Annotated in this window: 18 protein-coding genes, 1 tRNA gene and 1 rRNA gene; 9 read left to right on the top strand and 11 right to left on the bottom strand. The window is 49.9% G+C overall.

Features of this window, described 5'->3' with window-relative positions:
* The 3 genes from L1285_RS11670 to L1285_RS11660 all read right to left on the bottom strand — a co-directional run.
* Nucleotides 1-117: ribosomal RNA gene (locus L1285_RS11670) — 16S ribosomal RNA — on the bottom strand; the annotation flags it as partial.
* A 604-nt stretch (nt 118-721) separates the two neighbouring features.
* Nucleotides 722-1651 (bottom strand): porin, encoded by a 930-nt coding sequence (locus L1285_RS11665; protein WP_235412451.1) that lies wholly within the window; start codon nt 1649-1651, stop codon nt 722-724.
* 142 nt (nt 1652-1793) lie between these two features.
* On the bottom strand, nt 1794-2642 hold the full coding sequence (locus tag L1285_RS11660; protein WP_046006163.1) for a LysR family transcriptional regulator: 849 nt from the start codon (nt 2640-2642) through the stop codon (nt 1794-1796).
* Nucleotides 2643-2728: 86 nt separating this feature from the next.
* On the opposite strand from L1285_RS11660, the gene L1285_RS11655 reads away from it, so the two are divergent.
* Nucleotides 2729-3106: a DUF413 domain-containing protein gene (locus L1285_RS11655; RefSeq protein ID WP_125717175.1), complete on the top strand. Its 378-nt coding sequence runs from the start codon at nt 2729-2731 to the stop codon at nt 3104-3106.
* 43 nt (nt 3107-3149) lie between these two features.
* On the opposite strand, the gene rarD is transcribed toward L1285_RS11655, so the two are convergent.
* Nucleotides 3150-4055, bottom strand: coding sequence for an EamA family transporter RarD (gene rarD / locus L1285_RS11650; RefSeq protein ID WP_130246412.1), 906 nt, complete (start codon nt 4053-4055; stop codon nt 3150-3152).
* 149 nt (nt 4056-4204) lie between these two features.
* On the opposite strand from rarD, the gene recQ reads away from it, so the two are divergent.
* The 5 genes from recQ (at nt 4205) to L1285_RS11625 (ending at nt 10387) form a co-directional block, all read left to right on the top strand.
* The gene (gene recQ / locus L1285_RS11645) at nt 4205-6019 is read left to right on the top strand and encodes a DNA helicase RecQ (protein ID WP_130246411.1); all 1815 of its coding nucleotides are present in this window, start codon (nt 4205-4207) and stop codon (nt 6017-6019) included.
* 24 nt (nt 6020-6043) lie between these two features.
* Nucleotides 6044-6346: a DUF3630 family protein gene (locus tag L1285_RS11640; RefSeq protein WP_125717172.1), complete on the top strand. Its 303-nt coding sequence runs from the start codon at nt 6044-6046 to the stop codon at nt 6344-6346.
* Nucleotides 6347-6420: 74 nt separating this feature from the next.
* A complete protein-coding gene (locus L1285_RS11635) occupies nt 6421-8190 on the top strand; it encodes a ShlB/FhaC/HecB family hemolysin secretion/activation protein (RefSeq protein ID WP_235412450.1) in 1770 nt (589 codons plus the stop codon).
* A gap of 57 nt (nt 8191-8247) precedes the next feature.
* Nucleotides 8248-8814, top strand: a complete 567-nt coding sequence (locus L1285_RS11630) for a mechanosensitive ion channel domain-containing protein (protein WP_235412449.1) — start codon at nt 8248-8250, stop codon at nt 8812-8814.
* Between the two features lie 235 nt (nt 8815-9049).
* Complete coding sequence (locus L1285_RS11625) at nt 9050-10387, top strand: tetratricopeptide repeat protein (RefSeq protein ID WP_235412448.1); 1338 nt, start codon at nt 9050-9052, stop codon at nt 10385-10387.
* Here L1285_RS11625 and L1285_RS11620 read toward each other — a convergent pair.
* Complete coding sequence (locus tag L1285_RS11620; RefSeq protein WP_235412447.1) at nt 10384-10971, bottom strand: DUF6151 family protein; 588 nt, start codon at nt 10969-10971, stop codon at nt 10384-10386. The genes L1285_RS11625 and L1285_RS11620 overlap by 4 nt on opposite strands.
* Nucleotides 10972-11137: 166 nt before the next feature.
* Between L1285_RS11620 and efpL the strand changes: the two genes are divergently transcribed.
* A complete protein-coding gene (gene efpL, locus L1285_RS11615) occupies nt 11138-11710 on the top strand; it encodes an elongation factor P-like protein EfpL (RefSeq protein ID WP_046006170.1) in 573 nt (190 codons plus the stop codon).
* 249 nt (nt 11711-11959) lie between these two features.
* Nucleotides 11960-14632, top strand: coding sequence for an ATP-binding protein (locus L1285_RS11610; RefSeq protein WP_235412446.1), 2673 nt, complete (start codon nt 11960-11962; stop codon nt 14630-14632).
* A gap of 25 nt (nt 14633-14657) precedes the next feature.
* On the opposite strand, the gene rimI is transcribed toward L1285_RS11610, so the two are convergent.
* From rimI to guaB, 5 genes are all read right to left on the bottom strand, one after another.
* Complete coding sequence (gene rimI / locus L1285_RS11605; protein WP_235412464.1) at nt 14658-15140, bottom strand: ribosomal protein S18-alanine N-acetyltransferase; 483 nt, start codon at nt 15138-15140, stop codon at nt 14658-14660.
* Complete coding sequence (locus tag L1285_RS11600) at nt 15137-15448, bottom strand: hypothetical protein (RefSeq protein WP_235412445.1); 312 nt, start codon at nt 15446-15448, stop codon at nt 15137-15139. The genes rimI and L1285_RS11600 overlap by 4 nt, the downstream gene beginning before the upstream one ends.
* A gap of 107 nt (nt 15449-15555) precedes the next feature.
* Nucleotides 15556-15632: transfer RNA gene (locus L1285_RS11595), tRNA-Trp, on the bottom strand.
* Nucleotides 15633-15780: 148 nt separating this feature from the next.
* Nucleotides 15781-17355 carry a glutamine-hydrolyzing GMP synthase gene (gene guaA / locus L1285_RS11590; RefSeq protein WP_046006173.1) on the bottom strand — a complete coding sequence of 525 codons (1575 nt, stop codon included), beginning with the start codon at nt 17353-17355 and terminating at the stop codon, nt 15781-15783.
* A 177-nt stretch (nt 17356-17532) separates the two neighbouring features.
* Nucleotides 17533-19002 (bottom strand): IMP dehydrogenase, encoded by a 1470-nt coding sequence (gene guaB / locus L1285_RS11585; protein WP_235412444.1) that lies wholly within the window; start codon nt 19000-19002, stop codon nt 17533-17535.
* A 131-nt stretch (nt 19003-19133) separates the two neighbouring features.
* Here guaB and xseA point away from each other — a divergent pair, with 131 nt between their 5' ends.
* Nucleotides 19134-20510: an exodeoxyribonuclease VII large subunit gene (gene xseA / locus L1285_RS11580; RefSeq protein WP_235412463.1), complete on the top strand. Its 1377-nt coding sequence runs from the start codon at nt 19134-19136 to the stop codon at nt 20508-20510.
* On the opposite strand, the gene L1285_RS11575 is transcribed toward xseA, so the two are convergent.
* A complete protein-coding gene (locus tag L1285_RS11575) occupies nt 20507-21163 on the bottom strand; it encodes a hypothetical protein (protein ID WP_235412443.1) in 657 nt (218 codons plus the stop codon). The two genes, xseA and L1285_RS11575, sit on opposite strands and share 4 nt — an antisense overlap.
* Between the last annotated feature and the right edge of the window lie 17 nt (nt 21164-21180).

The following is a 21180-nucleotide window of genomic DNA, read 5'->3' as shown; positions in this document are numbered from 1 at the left end:
TACTCACCCGTCCGCCGCTCGTCATCTTCTAGCAAGCTAGAAATGTTACCGCTCGACTTGCATGTGTTAGGCCTGCCGCCAGCGTTCAATCTGAGCCATGATCAAACTCTTCAATTAAAAGTTTTTTGAAACCGAAGTTTCGTGCTCATTGAATTCTGATTTTGATTCTTTCGAATCGAATTGACTGTGCTGAATAAACTATGTTTATTCCGTTGGTCACTCAGTTCAATTGAGACTCTAAATTTTTGTGCGTCATTCAGTAAAACTGAAATTCGCTGTTAGAACTCAATCTGTACGAGTGCCCACACAGATGATTGCTTCATATTTTTAAAGAACAAAATAACTAACCTTGGTTAGTTACCGCAGCCTTGCTGCGAAGTGGAGCGCCATATTAACCGCTTCACTTTTAAAGTCAACTAGAAAATTTAATTTTTCTTAATTAAGCTTTCCGTTTGGCTTTCCCTTCACTTGGCTCGTTGCTTTTCAGCGTTTTGCCCCGTGTCGGTGGATGCGCATTATAGGGAAATCGAAACTCAGCGCAACCCCTTTTTTGAAGAAAAGTGAGAAAAACAGCGCATTCGGACATTAATTGTACGAAACAGGTGTTTTTTGACATAAAACGCCGCTAAACCGGCCTGATGTCAGGTCCATAAAACGCAAAAAGACCAGTCAGAGCGTTCCGACTGGCCTTTATCAATCTGGTTTTAGGTCGTTTATAGACTTAGAACTTGTATTCGATACCTGCACCCAGGTAGTCTTCTTCTACACCATTGTCTTCATCAACACTTGAATAGAAGGCATAAAGCTTTGCAGCTTTGCTCAGCTTGTGATCGATACCCACAGAAATACCATCAACCTTATCGCCTTTATCAAAGTCGATAACCTGATATTGCAGTTTCAGGGTATTTGCGCCAAAACCGTATGCCGCGTTTACCATGTAACCGTCAGCCTCATCAGAGCCATCCACTTTCTCTTGCATCTGGTACATTGCGCCCAGTTTAAAGTCTGCTACTTTACCCTGTACTGAGAAACGTACTGCATCATAGCCTTTTACTTCGCTGTCAGTCGCAACCGCAGCATAGAAGTTAGTGCTCTTCAATTTTGCATCGCCATAAGTAAGCGCTGCTGAATAACCATTTTCGCCATCTGTGCTGTCTTCAGCGATAAAAGTACCTAGTACTTTAAACCCGTTGAAGCTGGCTGACTTATAAGAGATAGAATCACCAAGACGGTTTTCACCTTTAAACAGGTTCTTGATATCCGCTTCCAGGTCATTGAACAAATCCAGTTTACCTTGTGACTGTTTGAAAGCCGTATCGTTACGGCCAATCACGACCTCACCAAAACCGCCTTTCAGACCTACATACTGGTTACGTGCCGTAATGTTGTCATCATCGCCTTTAGAGTCAGCATCAGATACATCAACCTGGAACTCTAATTTGTAGATAACTTCAAGACCAGAATCTAGCTTCTCTGATCCTTTTAAACCAAAGCGTGATGCGTTGCTTTTCACCTCAGTGAAAGAGCCTTCACCTTCGTCTGAACTCTGTACAGACAAATTCGCTTTACCATATACATCAACATCAGCGTAAGCGCTTGCAGATAAAGCACCGAAAAGAGAAACAAATAATGCTGATTTAGATAATTTCATGTGTATTTCCTCAAGTATCACAACACGTAATTTTTTAGACAGGCGCAGTCTGCCAGCGATAAGTGACAGAAATATTACACACAAAATAAAACTGACATTAAATTGTCAGCTGACCATCATAAATAATTCAATAATCTGTAACCTAATCAGGTAAAGACGCCAACAGGCTGGCAATCGTTTCTATCTGCTCCAGTTGATCATTGTCCTTGTGATAAGCAACATAAATCTCCCGCGCATTCTGCTCTACAGATTCAATATGGAATAGCTGTTTCTTCTCTATTGATTCAACCGCCAGCGCACGTGGGATAAATGCTGAGCCTCCACACTGCATGATAAGGTCCAGCGCAATACGACCGGTACTGGTTCTGAAATAAGGCGGTGTGCTGCCGGTAAACTGTTTTGCATGCCACAATGAAAAGGCCGTTCCCCAGTCTACATAAACATATTGCTTGTCAAAAAAGTCTTCGCTTGTCGTTTGCGCCATTGTACTGACCGGGATGATGGCCAGGTGCTTAATTTGTTTCACCACCAGCTCATCTACCTTGGGCGGATCAAACAACACGGCAATATCGAGCGTGCGCTCCAGCAACAGGCGCGTACTTTCTTGCTGGGCTTTGACTTCGGCCACCAGCGATACCCCAGGCATGGCGGCCACGATATGGTTAATCCCAAACTGTAAAAACGCGTCCCAAATGTTCGGGGTGCCCGCCAGGGACAGCTGTTTATGCATGTTATTAGCCAGTGCCACATCGACTTTGGCACGCTGCATCCCGGTTAAGATCATATTGGCATGGGGTAACAAACGTTCGCCCGGCGCAGTCAGCTGAATATTGTTGCGCTGACGGATAAACAAATTCACGCCAAGGCTTTGTTCTAACTGGCGTATTCGGAAGCTCACAGCGGATTGAGTAATGTATAAATTCTCGGCTGCACGACCAAAGTGACGGGTCTTTACTACTTCGACAAATGTTTTTAATAGATCTAGGTCCACATAGCCCCCTTACGATAAAAAAAACTCGTTTAATTATTTCCGCACTATGGTCCATACTCCTGCCAAACAATGCTGAGGATTTCACCATGAGTCAAAATTTAGCGACCCTGAAAGAAGCTTTTGCTACAACAAAACATTTCTATGATGATATTAACTTTCCCCGGGGGTTTTCACGAAGCGGACACTTTACCCTGCAAGAGTCTGATATTTTGGAAAACCATGGTGCGTTACTTAAGAGCTTATACACTAAAGCCTGTGATCCGCAAAATGAATTTCAGCAACACTTTGTGGAGGTAATGGGGGGATTAGGAAGCCCGGAAAATGCCATGGAAAAGACCTGGGCCAAATACCTTAAACTGACAACCTGCAAAACCAAGTTTCATACTTTGTTTGGCCGCTCTAAGGTCAATGCAAATAAGGAAGAAGTCGAAGCGGTGGCCACAGAGGCAGACGACGATCTGTAAAACATCACAAGGAGCACAGGCAGTGCCTGTGCTTCCACCTTTATCATGCCGCAGCAAGACGGCGCTGCGCTTTACCCGCCCGGTAAGAGTCAAAGCTAAACAGCGCTAACGCTGACCAGATGAACGCGAACGTTAACACCCGCTCTGCACTAAACTCTTCACCATAAAACACCACCGCCAACATAAACATCAGACTGGGGCCAATGTACTGAAAGAATCCCAAAGTAGAATAAGGGATGCGTTTTGCAGCCGCAGTAAAGCACAATAACGGCAAGGTCGTCACCACACCGGCGCTGATCAACAGCAGGTTGGTGAGCCAATCATTCAGCATCATATTGCTGGTGTCGCTGGGTGTTAGCCACCACCAGTAACCTAATGCAATGGGCAGCAGAATAACGGCTTCAATCAGCAAACCGGGTAAGGATTCCACCGCCATGGTCTTGCGCAGCAATCCATAAATTGCAAATGACCCGGCTAAAGAAAAGGCGATCACTGGAAACGAACCAAAGCTCACCAATTGCAGCACCACCCCGACAAGGGCCAGCGCAACAGCAAACTGCTGGCGAGGACGCAAACGCTCGTGTAAAAACAACATACCTAACAGGACATTGAGTAAGGGATTAATATAGTAACCCAGGCTGGCATCCAGCATATGGCCGTTGTTCACTGACCAGATAAACAAACCCCAGTTAAATCCCAGCAATAAAGCCGTAACCGTCAGCATCAGCATCAATTTAGGCTGGCGCAGTACCGCAATGACTTTATGCCAGTTCAGCTTAACCGCGATGATCAAGGCGATAAAGAGCACAGACCAGACAACCCGATGGATAAGAATTTCAAGCGCATCGACCTGATCCAGTGATTTAAAATAGATGGGGGCCAGTCCCCACATCAAAAACGCTAAAACGGCAAAGGTATACCCCTGCTTCGTTTCACTACTCGTTCCCATTCATTTCTCCCAAGCACAACATAAATTGGCCTTCTGATTGTTCCCACAGATGCCAAGCGCGCAGTATACCGCAAACTGTACCGCCAGTATGATTTTCCTGTGATCAAAAACAAAAGACATCTGACGTAAAACCCACTAAAATGCGCTCGATGGAAAATCTTGCAACTCACTCAATCGACACACCGCACGGCGTACTGAAAGAAGTTTTTGGCTACAGTGACTTCCGTGACGGGCAACTCGACGTCATTCAGGCGTGCCTGGACGGGCGCGACAGCTTAGTGTTGCTGCCGACAGGCGGTGGCAAATCTTTGTGTTATCAGGTACCCGCTTTGCTCTTACCCGGCACCTGTATTGTGGTGTCTCCCCTTATCTCTTTGATGCAGGATCAGGTTGCCCAGCTCAAGGCATTAGGGGTCAGCGCGGAGTTCATCAATAACAGCATTGACCGGGCGCAGCAGCAAGCCATTTATCAGCGTCTGCATCAGGGCGAGATCAAGCTATTGTATGTCGCACCAGAGAAAGTCTTGCAGAGTGAGTTTATAGAACGCCTGAGCCATCTGAAGCTGGGGTTATTTGCCATCGACGAAGCCCACTGCGTATCGCACTGGGGACACGACTTCCGACCCCACTACTGCCGCCTGCATGAGTTAAAACAGCGCTTTGCTACGGTGCCTATGATGGCGCTGACGGCAACGGCCGATTTAGCCACCCGCAGTGACATAGTCACCCAGCTTGGTTTGCACACCCCGTTTATCCATACCGGGAGTTTTGACAGACCCAATATTCGTTACACCATAGAAGAAAAGTTCAAACCCCTGTCACAATTAATGCGCTACCTGCGCACACAAAAGGGGCAAAGTGGCATTGTCTATTGCTCCAGCCGTAAGCGCGTTGATGATATCTCGGAAAAGCTGGTTGAGGCCGGCTTTAACGCTGCAGCATATCATGCCGGCATGACCAACGAGCAACGCCAGTTCGTGCAAAATGCCTTTGCCCGCGATGACATTCAAATTGTTGTAGCGACCGTGGCGTTTGGTATGGGGATTAATAAATCGAACGTGCGTTATGTACTGCATTACGACATCCCCAAAAGTATTGAGGCGTATTACCAGGAAACCGGGCGCGCCGGACGTGACGGCCTGGCTGCGGAAGCCATTATGTATTTCGACCCCGCCGACATTGGCCGCGTAAAACGCTTTTTTGAGGACATTGAGGACGAACATCGCCGCAGAGTTGAAGAGCAGCGCTTTAACTCAATGGCCAGCTTTGCCTCGGCACAAACCTGCCGCCGCCAGATCCTGCTCAACTATTTCAGCGAATATCAGCGCGAACCTTGCGGTAACTGCGATATTTGCCTGAACCCACCAAAGCGCTTCGACGGCACTTTGGTCGCTCAGCAAGCATTATCCTGTATTTATCGGGCAGAGCAGCGATTTGGATTGGGCTACATTGTCGATGTCCTGCGCGGTGCCAACACCGCCCGGATCCGGGACAATCAGCATCACACACTGAGCACCTATGGCATAGGCAAAGAACACAGCAACGAATACTGGCTGAGTATCTTGCGACAACTGATCCATCACGGACTGGTCGCACAGGATATCACTCAGGGCGCGGCACTGCGCCTGACCGAAGGTGCCCGCTCGGTACTGCGCGGTGAGTATGCGCTGCAACTGGCACAGCCGCGACTGGAAGCCAAGCACGTTTATCAGGATAAACTGGCACAATTCAATTACGATAAAAAGCTGTTTGCCAAGCTGCGTAGCCTGCGCAAAGAGCTGGCCGATCAGGACGATGTACCGCCCTATGTGGTATTCAGTGATAAAACCCTGGCGGAAATGGCGCAGCTGCTCCCGACCAACGACAGCGAGTTCTTGAAAGTATCCGGGGTTGGCTTTACCAAGCTCAGTAAATATGGTGCGCCCTTTATGCAGCTGATCCGCAATTACCTCGACACCGATTAACCCGATATACCAAGTGGAGTCACTGTGACAACGCACATCGATCACCTGGCAGATCAGGACACGATCCTGATCACCCCCTCAGCACTGCCTGACGCGGATGAATTTGAACTGTGGGGGCAAATTTTCTTGCACCTGGATGGCCTCTCTTTACTGGAGTTTCACCAAGGCGCCGACCGCCATCAGTGGCGATTTACCTGTGCAGGACACCCCTATAACCTCAACTTTGAACACTACAGCGAGAGTATCTGGATCGCGCCGGAAGGCCTTGCTGCAACTGAACATTTGCCGAACCTGGCAACATTATTACGGTTAAATTTACAACAATAATATAGACTTAGTTGAGCAGCTGTGGCTAACATAGGCCATAATAAAAAGTACGTTAACTAACGACGGGCTGTTCTATGGGTTGGGTTGTTCGCGCTTCAATACTGACAATATTCACATCACTCGCTGCCACCTCTGGGTCCGCTGTCGCCAGCACGCCAGTGAGTGCGTCTGAGCAGTGCGGCAACAATCGCGCCAGTGCACCAGAAGACAACAACCTTCATCGTCAGCTCGACAGCGAAGATGCTCTGCCGGAATTACAAAATGCATCCGTGGTCAGTATTGAGCTTAAGCAACTCAATGTCTTTGATACCTCTTTACCGGAGGAAGACAATGCGGTGTTTCGCTTTGCTAACCGGGCCCATATCACAACCAAACCCGAAGTGATCCGCAATTTGCTGCTGTTTACCCAAGGCGGGGAATATGACCCAAAACTGCTGCGAGAGTCTGAGCGACTGCTGCGCCAGCAATCCTATATCTACGATGCTAGGATCTTTGCCGAGCAAACCTGTGATGGAGAAGTCGCTGTCACCGTTGTGACCCGCGATCTCTGGACTTTACTGCCGGATATTAGCTTTAGTCGCAGCGGGGGCGATAACTCCAGCCGCCTTGGTTTTCGCGAGTCTAACCTGCTGGGCTACGGAAAGCGCCTGTCGCTTACCCATATTTCTGACCCCGACCGCAGTGGTTACCTGTTTGTCTATGACGACCCACAAATACTATCAAGCCGTTATCAGGGACGTCTGGAATACGCGGATAACGATGACGGGAAAGTCCACTACGTTGGCGTTGAATACCCGTTTTTTTCGATAGCTACGCCCTTTAGCTATGGCGTCAGTAACTTAAGTAATCGCCGGGTTGAGTCGTTTTACAATTTGGGAGAGGAAATCTCGGAATACGAGCAACTGAGTGAAATCTCCAACCTCTACATTGGCCGCTCTTTTGCACTCAATAACGACTGGACACGCCGACTAATGCTGGGCTATCGAGATGAAAAGCAAGAATTTGCCCGACTGCGAGACACCACCTTGCCCATCGCTGAAGATCGCACACTGCGCTACCCCTACATTCAGGCACAGTGGTTTGAAGATGCATATATTAAAGTACGTAATTTCGATTCCATCTATCGTACAGAAGATTTGAACCTGGGTTGGAATATTAACGCCCTGCTGGGCTACTCCGACGAAGAGCTCAGCGATGACGACAGCCGCTGGGTTATGTCATTTAATGCCAATAAGGCACATTTCACCTCTCAAAACAGTTTGCTGCGTTTTGCCTTCAGCCTGCACGGATACTGGAATAAGCGCCAGAGCGAAGCGGAAAACCTGTTGCTCAGCTCGCGGGTACAATATTACCTCAATACCAGCTTGCGTCAGTCCTGGTATGCTCAGCTTGAAGTGCAATACGGCAAACATCTGAGTGCCGACCAACAGATCACCCTAGGCGGTGAAACCGGCCTAAGAGGCTATCCGAGCAATTACCTGCAGGGCAACCGGCGGATTTTACTTAACCTTGAGAAACGCTATTACTGGGAGTACGATTTATTGCAGCTGTTTAAAGTCGGTGGTGCGGCCTACTTTGATATTGGCCGGGTTGATGGTCGTCCCTTAGCGCCTCCTTTACCCGGTGCCCTTGACGATCCTCATTCACTCACTCCCGAGCAGCAATATGCGCTAACCAACCAGATCCAGGGCCAGTTTTTAAAAAACATCGGTCTGGGGTTACGGCTTGCACCGAGCAGGGCAAACTCCGGATTGGTTTTGCACCTGGATGTTGCTACCCCACTTGATGGCCCCGACAACATCGACTCAGTGCAATGGTTATTCACGGTTAAAAACCGCTTTTAACCCATCAAATTTCCCTGATATCATGCCGTTTTAATTGCATCCCAACGGATAGGCCACATGCCAGATACGCTTACGACCTTTTTACTCGCTGAGTACAAACTGATCGTTACCCTGCTTTTTATTTTCCTGTTTCCTTTGCTGCTTAAACTGGCAATTAAAGTGCTGCATAAGATCACTCGTGGGAAAATCGATCTGCACCGTCAGCAGCGCGCTGAGCTGCTGTTAAAAGGTCTGGTCGGCGCGGTGTTACTGTGCCTGCTGTTGGTATTCTGGGGCATTGAATTGCGCGGTTTACTGGTGCTTGGGTCTTCACTGTTTGCCATGCTGGGCGTGGCCATGTTTGCTGCCTGGTCTTTACTCAGTAACCTGACTGCCTTTTTGATCATGTTTGTACAAAATGACTATCGTCTTGGCAACTGGGTGAGGATCATTGACGGCGCTAACTTCATTGAAGGCTGTATTGTGGAAATGGGGCTGATGAATGTGGTGTTACGGCATGTCGACGGACACAAAGTGGTTTATCCCAACAACCTGTTCGTCACCCGCCCGGTATGGGTGCTCACCGAAGCCCCGGCCAAGCCAAAGCAAATTGCTGAGCGACGAGTGCTTGGCCCTAAAAAATAAACATCCGCGCTGGTTGTCATATTAGGGTGATATGACGCATGATATATAAAAGCTGTTCGCTCTAACGAATTGCATTTTTTGAGGGATTAAATCTGCCACCAGCCGGGGTAACTGTGCTGTCTTCAGAACGAAGCGCAGACGCACTTTTGCCCATATATCGCAAGGCTTTCTCTCCTCAAAGTCCTGCATTTATTATGCGGTAAGTATCACTTTCAAACAGAACAAGGAAGACGCAATGAATACACCGAAATTGTGTGCACTGATTATCGCGAGCGTATTGCTAGTGTCAGGCTGTAAAAGCTTAGTCCAGAAGGGCAACAAGTTATACGAAGCTGGGATGTACGATCAGTCTGCTGAGTTCTATGAACAGGCACTGGCCGAAGACCCGCAGGACGTTGAAGCACGCCAAAGACTCACCTTAGCGCGAAACAAAATCATCGACCGTGGACTGATTGATGTGCGTATGTTGCGTTTGTCTGGTAATCATACCGGTGCCGCCCTCAAACTGGAGGCGTTATTACGTAATCAGGTGAGCTGGCATATTGAACCCGTCGGACCGATGGCCGAAACTCAAAACGAAGAATTGCACTACGCCACCAGCTGGTTGCAACAAGAAGCTTTGTCGCTGTCGCGCTCCGCTTTTCCTGATCCATTTCGTTACTTTGAAATGCGCTATGCCTTTTTGATTGCCAATGCCAGACTAGGCAACACCTTCGCCCAGTATCAGGACCAGTTACAGGAAAATGCCGAGCGCCAGTGCCACAAGCTCAAAGCGTCGCAGGGCCAGGATCGGCTCTTTTTACAACGCTTTTACCGCAAATACTGTCAGGCCTGGAATATCACCAATTCAGCAGGCGCTCAGGTGAGTGACAGAGCACTTTATTCCGGGATCCGCATAGCACCCAAACTGACCGTACAATTGCACGATACCAGCACCCAAAAACAACGCCTGCAAACCGTTTTGTCGCAGCTAAATGAAGCCTTTCGGGACAGCCTGTGGTATCACCCGCAAGGGGAGAAGGAGTTTGCGCTCAACGTTCATGCGACTTTTAAACATACCCGCGATGCAAAACTGGTAAACCGCCAGAAGCACTACACACTGGAACAGGCGCAGCCTAACCCGGCCGAGCCGGGTTCGTTGATGGAAGTCGAGGTGACAAAAACCTACCAATATCCAGTTACAGAGTTTACGGAATACTTCAGCCTGGACATCATGTACCAGGGTCGCCTGGGTCCACAGCAGATAGAGCACAAGGTCGACGATAGTCAGGTGCATTATACGCAAAGCCATTATGCAGACTTTCCGCAATTGGACCTGGCGCCACAAAAAGCACACTTCTTGGACGTCAACACGCGCCTGGACAAACAGCTGTCTGAGCTGCGAGCGCAGTTTAAAGCCGATCTTGATAGCGTCTGGCAACAAACCTACTGTGAAGACAAACTCGGGGCGGCCAGTGGCGAGCATGTATTACGCTGCGCCAAGCTTGCACCACATCACGAGTACGTTAATAACTGGTTCAATCAGCACTTTGGCTTAAGTTATCAGGCCATGTCGAGCCTTTACTCGCTTTAGCCTTTATCAACAGCACTACCAGGCGCAAGCTGTTGTGGCACCACACATGGCTCGCCGCTGATAAAAAACACGGACGGCGAGTTTTTACCGCACAGCTTCCAGGCCAGTAACTTGGCAATCAGGCGCAATACCATCGCCTTGTGTGAGCGTGCGCCCTTGAGTTCATCTGGCACCCGTGCAAGTGCATCACGACAATAGACACTGCCGGTGGTCGGGCCGACCTGCTCATCCAGTGACTCCAGCACAAAGCTGTGTACTATCCCCACCATAGGCCAAAAGGCACTAAAACAATTAGCCACCGGGGTGTTACAGCATTGGGTGTAAAAGCGATAAACACCTCGTTGGGTTAGTTGCAAACAGGCCAGCTGGGCCTGTCCCTGAGAAATAGTGATATGCGCCGGAGGCACCTGATAAATATCAGTACCACCAAACGCATTCAGGTAGTCCGCGCGTTCCAGGTGCTGTAAATAAGCCCGGCAATCCTTGCAATAACAAGTCAGACGGTTTCCTTGCCAATGCGGGTGCGCAGCAATACGCCCGCGCACCTGACCACACCGGCACCCCAGCTTCATCCCTTCAACCATATCTGACTCCTGTTGTTATTTGATATACCTTGTCATTTGCACTGCGCACAGGCTCCTGCACCACCAGACATAATGTGCTGAGCTGGCAGATTGGGAACACAATACTTGGCGAGATCCCTACTTCATGCTAACTTCTCGCACAGTTTAGACTAACAGGAAGCATCTTATGCCTAAAGCCAGTGAAATAAAAAAACACGCCGCGATTGATTACAATGGTCGCGTCATGATCGTCCGAGACATTGAGCGCTCAGTACCGCAAGGCCGTGCTGGCGGCAGTTTATACCGTATGCGTATGTACGACGTCGTGAATGGCGGTAAAGTTGATGAAACCTTTAAAGCCGAAGAAATGCTGCAACTGGCAGACTTAACGCGTCGCCCTGCAATGCTGTCTTACATCGATGGCGAAGAGTATGTATTCATGGATGAGGAAGACTATACTCCTTATCATATTCACAAAGATTCTATTGCTGAGCAGGTGCTGTTCATCAATGAAGAAACCAAAGGTCTGCTGATTGTAGTTGTAGAGGGTACACCGGTTTCACTAGATTTGCCTTCAAGCGTTGAGCTGGTGATCGAAGAAACGGCCCCTTCTATCAAAGGCGCTTCAGCGAGTGCTCGTACTAAGCCGGCAACCTTAACAACCGGTTTAGTAGTACAGGTACCTGAACACATTTCCAGCGGTGATAAAATTAAAATCAACACTGCGGAATCTAAGTTTATGAGCCGTGCAGACAGTTAAGTCACAGACAGTTAAGTCACAGACAGTTAAGTCACAGACAATTAAGTCATAGACAGGTAAGTGCTTGGTGCCCAAGGTATAAACTGATGGGCACCTAATTTGGGTAAACAGAGTCAACCAATTTATGAGATAGCATAGCCGTTTTGCACAAAAATCGGTAATATAAGCCACAATAACACATTAATCGGACACGTTTGTGGTCATACTGGGGTGTTTCACCACCAAGTTGATAGATGGAATTGAACACGGATGAAAACAAGTAAGCTGAGTATCAGGCTGTTATGGTATATCACCCCTCTGGTGATACTGCCATTGTTATTGCTCGGCGGCTTTACACTGACCAATGTCACCAGCTCGACCCAGAAGCAGGCAAAACTCATTGTCAGTCGCTTTGTTGAACAACAACAGCAAAAAATGTTCAACTACATGGAAATCTATCAGTCCACCACTAAATTGCTGTCGACCTCTCCGGTCCTCAGTGACTATTTGAGCTTACCCGATCAAGAAAGCCTTGAAAAAACCCAGCGCTTAGGGGCACTCATGGATGTATTTGCCAGCTACAGCGAAGCCTATCCGGATATCCTGAGTATTAACCTGGTAAATGAACATGGTCAGAGCCATGCATTCTATGCCAGCAACCTCAATCGGGCGCCTCAGTCTTATCCCTTTTTTGCCCAGGTCAGGCAAAGCAACCTGCGCCAGCAGCAGTTTATGCAGGCGTCACAAGACGGCGGCACGCAACTTTATTTTGTCCAGCAGATCTATGGCGTGGATTTCAACCTCAACCGGCCTCAGCGCGAGGGCTACATTATTGTTCAGGTTGCCCCCTCGCTTATCAGTAGCAGTATTCTTGAAGCGCCCTATGACAACACCTTAAATCTGCTGGTGTCGGCATCAGGTGAAGTCCTATTCAGCTCCGACAGCCATTTTAACCAAAGCTTCCTGAGCGTTGAGGAAATGGCACTGGTCAATGCACTGGCGGATAGAGGTAAGCTGGACTCTCTGGTCTTGCCGTCCATTGATAATCTCAGGCGTATGACCTATAGTGCACAGCTCAGTGGCGGTTATTATTATATCTCAACCATTCCGAAGACCATTTTATATCAGTCGGGCAAAGCCATCAGTTTAACCACCGCATTGATCGTGATTTTATCTGTGATCACGCTCCCAATCCTGATTTTCATTGTGGTCAGAAACTTACTATTAACCCCAATCGAGCTACTGGGCGAAGCCAGCCACCGGGTTGGCGATGGTGATTTGTCGGTTGCATTACCAGCACACGATGATGACGAAGTGGGTATCTTGTTTGATGATTTTAATCACATGATCAAACAGATCCGGGATTTCCAAGGGGAGCTGGAAGACTACAAATTACACCTCGAAGAGAAAGTCGAAAACCGTACCCGGGCGCTGGAAGAAATGAATCGCCAGCTGGAAGTGGCCATTGCCGAAGCCGAACAAGCCAGCCAGCTTAAGAGCCGCTTCCTGGCCAATATGAGCCACGAGATCCGCACACCGCTGACCGCCATTATGGGATTTACTGAGCAGATGCTGCATTCTCCCACTGCCACCAATTCAGCCCTGCACTTAGATACTATTTTACGTAACTCCAGACACCTGCTGGAATTGATCAATAACATTCTGGATCTATCTAAAATTGAGGCCGAAAAGCTGGCTGTTGAACAAGACCCCATTGAACTGCTTCATTTACTCAAAGACGTGGAGTCGATCATTGCCCCTATGGCAGAGCAAAAGCAGCTCGGCTTCACCGTGCACTATGCCTTGCCACTGCCTCAGCAACTCTATAGCGATGAAACCCGGCTTAAACAGATCCTCCTTAACATCGCTACCAACGCGGTTAAATTTACTGAAACAGGCAGCATTGAGGTAGGCGCCCGTTATCGCGCAGACACTGCCAGGTTCGAATTTGAAGTCAAAGACAGTGGTATTGGCATGTCACAAGGCGAAATGTCGCGGGTGTTTAAACCCTTCGAGCAGGCAGACTCAACCACCACCCGACGTTTCGGCGGCACTGGCTTAGGTCTTTGTATCTCCAAAAACCTCGCCCAGTTACTGGGAGGTGATGTCAGTGTAGAGAGCGCTCAGGGAGTTGGCAGCCGCTTCACCATTAGCGTCGCAGCGAATCACCCGGCAGCAGAATTTGCCTGGATTGAAGACGAAGCCCAGCTGGCACACGATCATGTGGTATCCACACAACAACTGGACCAAACTCAGCTTGAAGCCGATATTCTGCTTGCTGAAGACAATCCCGACAACCAGGAACTACTGACCTTATTACTCGGTGCCTGGGGACTGCAGCCAGATATTGCCAAAAATGGCGCGCAAGCCGTGGAGATGGCACTGGTTAACGACTACGACCTGATCCTGATGGATATGCAAATGCCGGTCATGGGCGGCCTGGAAGCGACTGAAATGCTTCGTCACGCCGCTTTCGACGGCCCTATCATTGCCCTGACTGCCAATGTGATGAAGCATGACATAGATACCTACCTGGCGGCAGGTTGTGACGCCACACTCGCTAAACCCATTGATCGTGAAAAGCTTGGCGCCGTATTGCTGAAGTATTTACAACTGGAAGAAGACAAGAGCTCGCAATGGAACTCACTGCTGCAAAGTGAAAAGTATTTGCAGATCAGCCGCAACTACGTAGAAAAACTCCCCGATCAGCTCACCCAGCTGGAACAATTCTTTACCGATCAGGAATGGGAGTCACTCAGAGCGCTGGCGCATAGCCTCAAGGGCAGTGCCGGATGTTTTGGCTTTAGCAACATTCACAGCGCGGCCGGCGACTTAGAAACCTGTTTGCGCGAAGATAACCCAAGCAAATGGGAATATGCCATGTTAAGCCTGACACAGGCCATCAGATACACCCTTGAGCAGGAACATGCCAACCTTGAATAACCGGGCTTGGGCAACAGAAATACGCTCAGCGCTTTGCGTCACCGCTCAGTTCAGGATCAAACAACACTTTGCCCATTAACAGGGCATCTTCTTTCCCCTGTGCTGTGGGGTAATAATTCTTACGTACGCCCATCTCTGTGAAGCCCGCCTTACGGTATAAACCTATGGCCGCCTCATTGCTTACCCGCACCTCTAGAAAAATATTTTCGGCCTTGTCTTGCTCACACCTTGCCATAAAGTGCCCCAGCAACTGCCAGGCCAGGCCCTGCCCCTGACACGCAGGCGCAATGCAAATGTCCATCAGGGTAAAGTCCGGGCCTGCCCGCTCACCGACATAAAAGCCAACCAATTGCTCGTCCTGATACAGCGCGGCATTAAAGTAACGTCCGCTTAAACAGGATTGCATGGTCTTGCTGGTCCAGGGATGCGTATGACAGGCCTGCTCAATTTCCATCAGCTGTTGCAATGGCAAGCTTGCCAGATGGTCCGCATGAATAGAGACCGTCATGATTGTCCACGCCAGATCTGTTGCCACAAGGCACGCTTTTGCGTCGCGCTCAGTGATGCATCCGGTATAACCAGATGTGCCTGTTGCGCGCGCTGTGTCAAGCTCAGAGGCTCACCAGCAGCAACGCTGAGTTCGCTGACATTGGCAGCCAGGCAAAGATCCTGTTGTAACTGCGCGCTCAACGTTAGCGCCACCTCTGTGGGTTCAACTGGCTGAGGTGCAGACGCCGTGGGCTGCGGGTTAGGATCAAAAGCAGATTTGAGTTTAAGTGGCATTATACCAAGTAACTGAGCCTGAGCTGCGTGCATGCAAAAAAACCGGAAAAATTAAATGCTGGGGATTCTAGAATATGCGTGCAATGACTGCAATCTGAATTGTATTAAATACAGGAATAATCAGGAAATAAAAAAGGAAGTGGCAGGGGCGGCAGGACTCGAACCCGCAACCATCGGTTTTGGAGACCGCTGTTCTACCAATTGGAACTACGCCCCTGCAATGTCGACGCATTATAATGAGCAATTTGAAAAGGTAAAGAGAAAATATCAACTTTTGGATCGTTTGCTGCTTTTATCAGCAAAAAGGGCGAATAGTTACCCTATTCGCCCTTTTCTTAACCTACATCAGGTTACCTGATGAGTATTTATTCCCACTCAATCGTCGCAGGCGGTTTACCTGAGATGTCGTACACCACGCGAGAAATACCGTCGATTTCGTTGATGATGCGGTTTGACACCTGACCCAGGAACTCATACGGCAGGTGAGACCAGCGTGCTGTCATAAAGTCGATGGTTTCTACACAGCGCAACGACACAACCCAGTCGTACTTACGTGCATCACCCATCACACCTACTGAGCGTACTGGCAGGAATACAGTGAAGGCCTGAGACACTTTGTGGTACAAGTCAGCCTTGTGCAGCTCTTCAATGAAGATGGCGTCGGCACGACGCAGCAGGTCACAGTACTCTTTCTTGATTTCGCCAAGAACTCGCACACCCAGACCAGGACCCGGGAATGGGTGGCGGTATAGCATGTCGTACGGCAGGCCCAGTTCCAGACCAATCTTACGTACTTCGTCTTTAAACAGCTCGCGCAGCGGCTCTACCAGGCCAAGCTCCATGTCTTCCGGCAAGCCACCTACGTTGTGGTGAGACTTGATCACGTGTGCTTTACCTGTGGCTGACGCCGCAGATTCGATCACGTCCGGGTAGATGGTGCCCTGTGCCAGCCATTTAGCGTTAACACGCTTGCCCGCTTCTTCGTCGAATACTTCAATGAAGGTATGGCCAATCGCTTTACGCTTATCTTCCGGGTCATCAATGCCTTTGAGGGCATTCAGGAAGCGGTCTTCCGCATCGACTTTAATGATGTTCAGGCCAAATTTATCGCCGAACATATCCATTACCTGCTGGCCTTCGTTAAGACGCAGCAGACCATTGTCCACGAATACACATGTCAGTTTGTCGCCGATGGCACGGTTGATCAGCATAGCAACGACAGATGAATCAACACCGCCAGACAGGCCCAGGATCACTTCATCGTCACCTACCTGCTCTTTAATACGTGCCACCGCATCTTCAATAATCTGGCTCGGTGTCCACAGTTTTTCACAGCCACAGATATCCGTCGCAAAGCGCTCCAGCAGGCGCAGACCTTGTTGCGTGTGCGTTACTTCCGGGTGGAACTGCACGCCGTAGAAACGTTTCTCTTCCCAAGACATTGCTGCATGCGGACAGGTTTCTGTTTTTGCAGAAGTGATAAACTGCTCAGGGATCTCGATGACCTTGTCGCCGTGGCTCATCCACACATCCAGTTTGCCGATGCCGTCTTCGATGTGATCTTCAATCGCTTCAAACAGGGCACAGTTACCCACTTTTTCAACTTTCGCGTAACCAAACTCTTTCTTATCCGAGCTGTGTACTTTACCACCCAGCTGCGACGCCATGGTTTGCATGCCGTAACAAATACCCAGCACAGGCACACCGGCATTGAACACATATTCAGGCGCGCGCGGACTGCCTTCTAAAGTCGTAGACTCCGGGCCACCTGACAGAATGATACCCTGCGGATTAAATTCGCGGATCTGCTCCTCGGTTACATCCCAGGCCCATAGCTCACAGTAAACGCCGATCTCACGGATCCGGCGGGCGATCAATTGAGTGTATTGAGAACCAAAATCTAAGATCAAAATACGGGAATCATGGATGTCTTTGCTCATTGATAATCTCGTTTGTTAGGAAGCGATAAAACTAGTAAAGCAGAACAACTGAACTTTACCTAAATGACCGGGCAAGTTTGCCTGCCAGGCGCATATTGTTTGTCTCCACCTTGTCTGAAGGCAGACACTAGAATTAAGAAGGGCCGGCAACCGCCAGCCCATTTTTACCCGCCGGGATTAGCCCATGCGGTAGTTAGGAGCTTCTTTGGTGATCTGTACGTCATGGACGTGCGACTCACCCATACCCGCAGAGGTCACGCGGACAAACTGAGGTTTAGTGTTCAGCTCCAAAATGGTGCCGCATCCAGTCAGGCCCATGGCACTGCGGATCCCGCCCACTTGTTGGTGAATGATGGTGGCGATTGGGCCTTTGTAAGCCACGCGGCCTTCAATGCCTTCCGGAACCAGTTTTTCAGCAGCGTTGCTCTTTTGGAAGTAACGATCTGACGAACCTTCTTTTTGGTTCATCGCGCCCAGTGAGCCCATACCACGGTATGACTTGTAGTAACGACCCTGATACAGCTCAACTTCACCCGGTGCTTCTTCAGTACCTGCCAGCATAGAGCCCACCATAACGCAAGATGCACCAGCAACCAGCGCTTTAACGATGTCACCAGAGAAACGAATACCGCCGTCAGCGATGACCGGAATGTCGCGACCTTTCAGGCCATCTACTGCATCTGAAATTGCGGTAATTTGAGGCACACCACAACCGGTTACGATACGTGTGGTACAGATAGAGCCAGGGCCAATACCCACTTTAACCGCATCAACACCAGCGTCTGCCAGTGCAACAGCACCTTCAGCCGTCGCCACGTTACCCGCAACAATTTGCAAGTCCGGGTACGCTTCACGGGTGGCTTTAACTCTGTCAATCACGCCCTGAGAGTGACCGTGTGAAGTATCGATAAGTAATACGTCAACACCCGCAGCAACCAGCGCAGCGATACGCTCGTCGGTACCGGCACCCACACCAACCGCAGCACCTACGCGCAGACGACCTTGCTCATCTTTACACGCGTTTGGTTTTTCCTGTGCTTTTTGGTAATCCTTAACGGTGATCATGCCTTTAAGTTTGAAAGCGTCGTCGACCACAAGGATTTTTTCAATGCGGTGCTCGTGCATCAGACCCAGGATCTCTTCGCGTGATGCGCCTTCTTTTACCGTCACCAGATCCGACTTTTGCGTCATCACAGAAGACACTGGCTTTTCCAGTTTGGTTTCAAAACGCATATCACGGCTGGTGATAATACCTTCAAGCAGGTTATTCTCACCCACGACCGGGAAGCCTGAGAAGCCGTTTTCTTCAGCCAGCGCCAAAGTATCGGCAATGGTTTTGTCTGCGGTTACGGTAACCGGGAAAGACACAATCCCCGCTTCGTACGCTTTTACTTTGCGTACATTGCGCGCTTGTTCTTCAATGGTCATGTTCTTATGGATGAATCCAAGGCCGCCTTCCTGTGCAAGTGCAATTGCAAGGCGTGCTTCAGTGACTGTATCCATAGAGGCAGAAACTAATGGCAAATTAAGTTCAATACCACGAGTCAGGCGGGTTTTTAAGTTCGCAGTGTGTGGTAGAACAGTCGAATGAGCGGGTACTAAAAGTACGTCGTCAAAGGTAAGGGCTTCTTTTGCAATTCTTAACATGTGTGCGGCATCTCTCAAGTGAAACTGAGTATAAGGAATTGCGAGCGCATTTTATCAGCGTTCCATATGCGAGTAAATAAAATTTAGCAAAAATATGCTAGAGTATGCGTGAATTTTTTATGGAGCTGAGTATGTCGTTGCCACAACAAGAAAAAGTTTATTCGGTCTCGCGCCTCAATCGTGAGATCCGCAGTTTGCTGGAACAGGGGTTCGCTTCTTTGCAGCTGACCGGCGAGATCTCCAACTTTGTCGCCCCGGCTTCCGGGCACTGGTATTTTTCTCTTAAAGATGACAAAGCCCAGGTAAAAGCCGCCATGTGGCGTGGCAACAACCGCTACTGCCGCTACCGGCCACAAAATGGTGAGCAGGTGCTGGTTCAGGCCCGGGTATCGGTATATGAACCGCGCGGCGACTACCAGCTTATTGTCGAACAGATGGCACCGGCAGGTGAAGGCCTGTTAAAACAACAGTTCGAAGCACTCAAGCTGCGCCTGGCGGGCGAAGGCTTGTTCAGCAGCCAGCATAAACACCCCCTGCCTGCGCGCATCAACCGGGTGGGCGTTGTCACCTCCCCGACCGGCGCGGCGATCAGAGATATTCTGTCGGTCCTGAAACGCCGGGCACCGCAACTGGAGGTGGTGATCTACCCAACTCAGGTGCAAGGTCAGGAAGCCCACCACCAGATTGCGGCGCAAATTGCTCTGGCAAACAGTCGCAATGAAGTAGATGTGCTGATTGTTGGCCGTGGTGGTGGTTCACTGGAAGATCTGTGGTGCTTTAACGAAGAAGCCGTGGCCAGAGCCCTGTTTGTCAGTCAGCTACCGGTGATCAGCGCCGTCGGCCACGAGATAGATACCACCATCAGTGACTATGTCGCCGACCTGCGCGCACCAACACCTTCTGCCGCAGCAGAGCTGGTCAGCCCCGATGGCGCGGAAATTCTGGCTCAGTTACGCCAGCAAAAACAGCGTCTGGCGGGGGCCATGCAGCGTTATGTATCCCAACAAGGGCAACAACTGCACAATGTACACCAACGCCTGTTACTGCAACATCCACAAACTCAGCTGATGCAGCAGGCACAAAAAGTGGATGAGCTCAGCAGCCGCTTACACCGGGCAATGAACCACCAGCAACATCGGGCACAAAGCCGTGTTGCACTGGCGCAGCAACGCCTGGCACAGTTTCATCCAGAGCAGAAACTACGGTATGCCAGAGCGCATCTTGACAGCCTGAGAGATAAGCTCATTCGCGCGATGCAGACCTCGCAACAACAGCACCAGCAACAACTGGCGTTACTGGCGGCCAGGCTCGACAGTGTCAGTCCGTTGGCCGTTTTGGCACGTGGCTATAGCATTACCAAATCAGCGCAGAAAGTCGTTAAATCAACGCAGGACGTGGCAGTGGGCGATGTGTTAACCACTGAATTGCACGATGGCCGCCTGCAAACGCAAGTGCTGGAGGTCGCGCCACATGCACCGGACAACGAACGTACGACGGACTGTGATTAGTATTCAGTACTCAATTCCCGAATGCTTTTAGTGCTCAGGTGCACTTGCATTCCCTGCGCGGTTTGCTGCGCTGCACTGACCTTGAAGTGCTGGATCCAGGGGGTGTTAAAAAGGCGGTCGTTAAGGCGCTGCCACTGCATCGCATCGACGCCCTGACTACGCGGTACAAAACTCAGCTGACAGACGTGACGCTTGCAGCCATAACTGGCGTAAGCAAAGTAATGACTGAGATCACTGGTATAGAGAAAATCTCCGAGCTGTAATTCCAGCTCATCGGCCCACAGCGGGTCGCGCGATTCGGTTTGAAAGATATCTGCCAGCTGGCGATTTATGTTGCCGGATGCAGTTGAACGCGGCGGCTCTGTTGACGGCTCGGCCCTTGCTGCGGCCTGTGTCTGTGCCAGCTCCCCCTGCAGTTGTTGCACCTGCTGGCGCAACGCAGTGAGCTCTGCAAGCGTGTCTGTTGTTGTCGGTACAGTGGCCTCAACGGCGTCATTCGCCGGGTTAGCGGGAGGCAGCGGCTTGTCGGGATGCGTCTCCATGACTGACGCTGGTGAGTTGACAGGCTGTGCTGCAACCAGCCACCAGGTCAGCGGTGCAGCAACGGCTGCACCCAATAGCATGTAACCTATCTTTTGGCCCAGGTTATCCATCTGCACCGCCTGTGATG

Origin of the sequence: Pseudoalteromonas sp. DL2-H2.2 (assembly GCF_021532535.1) — a bacterium.
Taxonomy (GTDB): domain Bacteria; phylum Pseudomonadota; class Gammaproteobacteria; order Enterobacterales; family Alteromonadaceae; genus Pseudoalteromonas; species Pseudoalteromonas rubra_A.
This window is presented reverse-complemented; position numbering and strand designations above follow the sequence as displayed.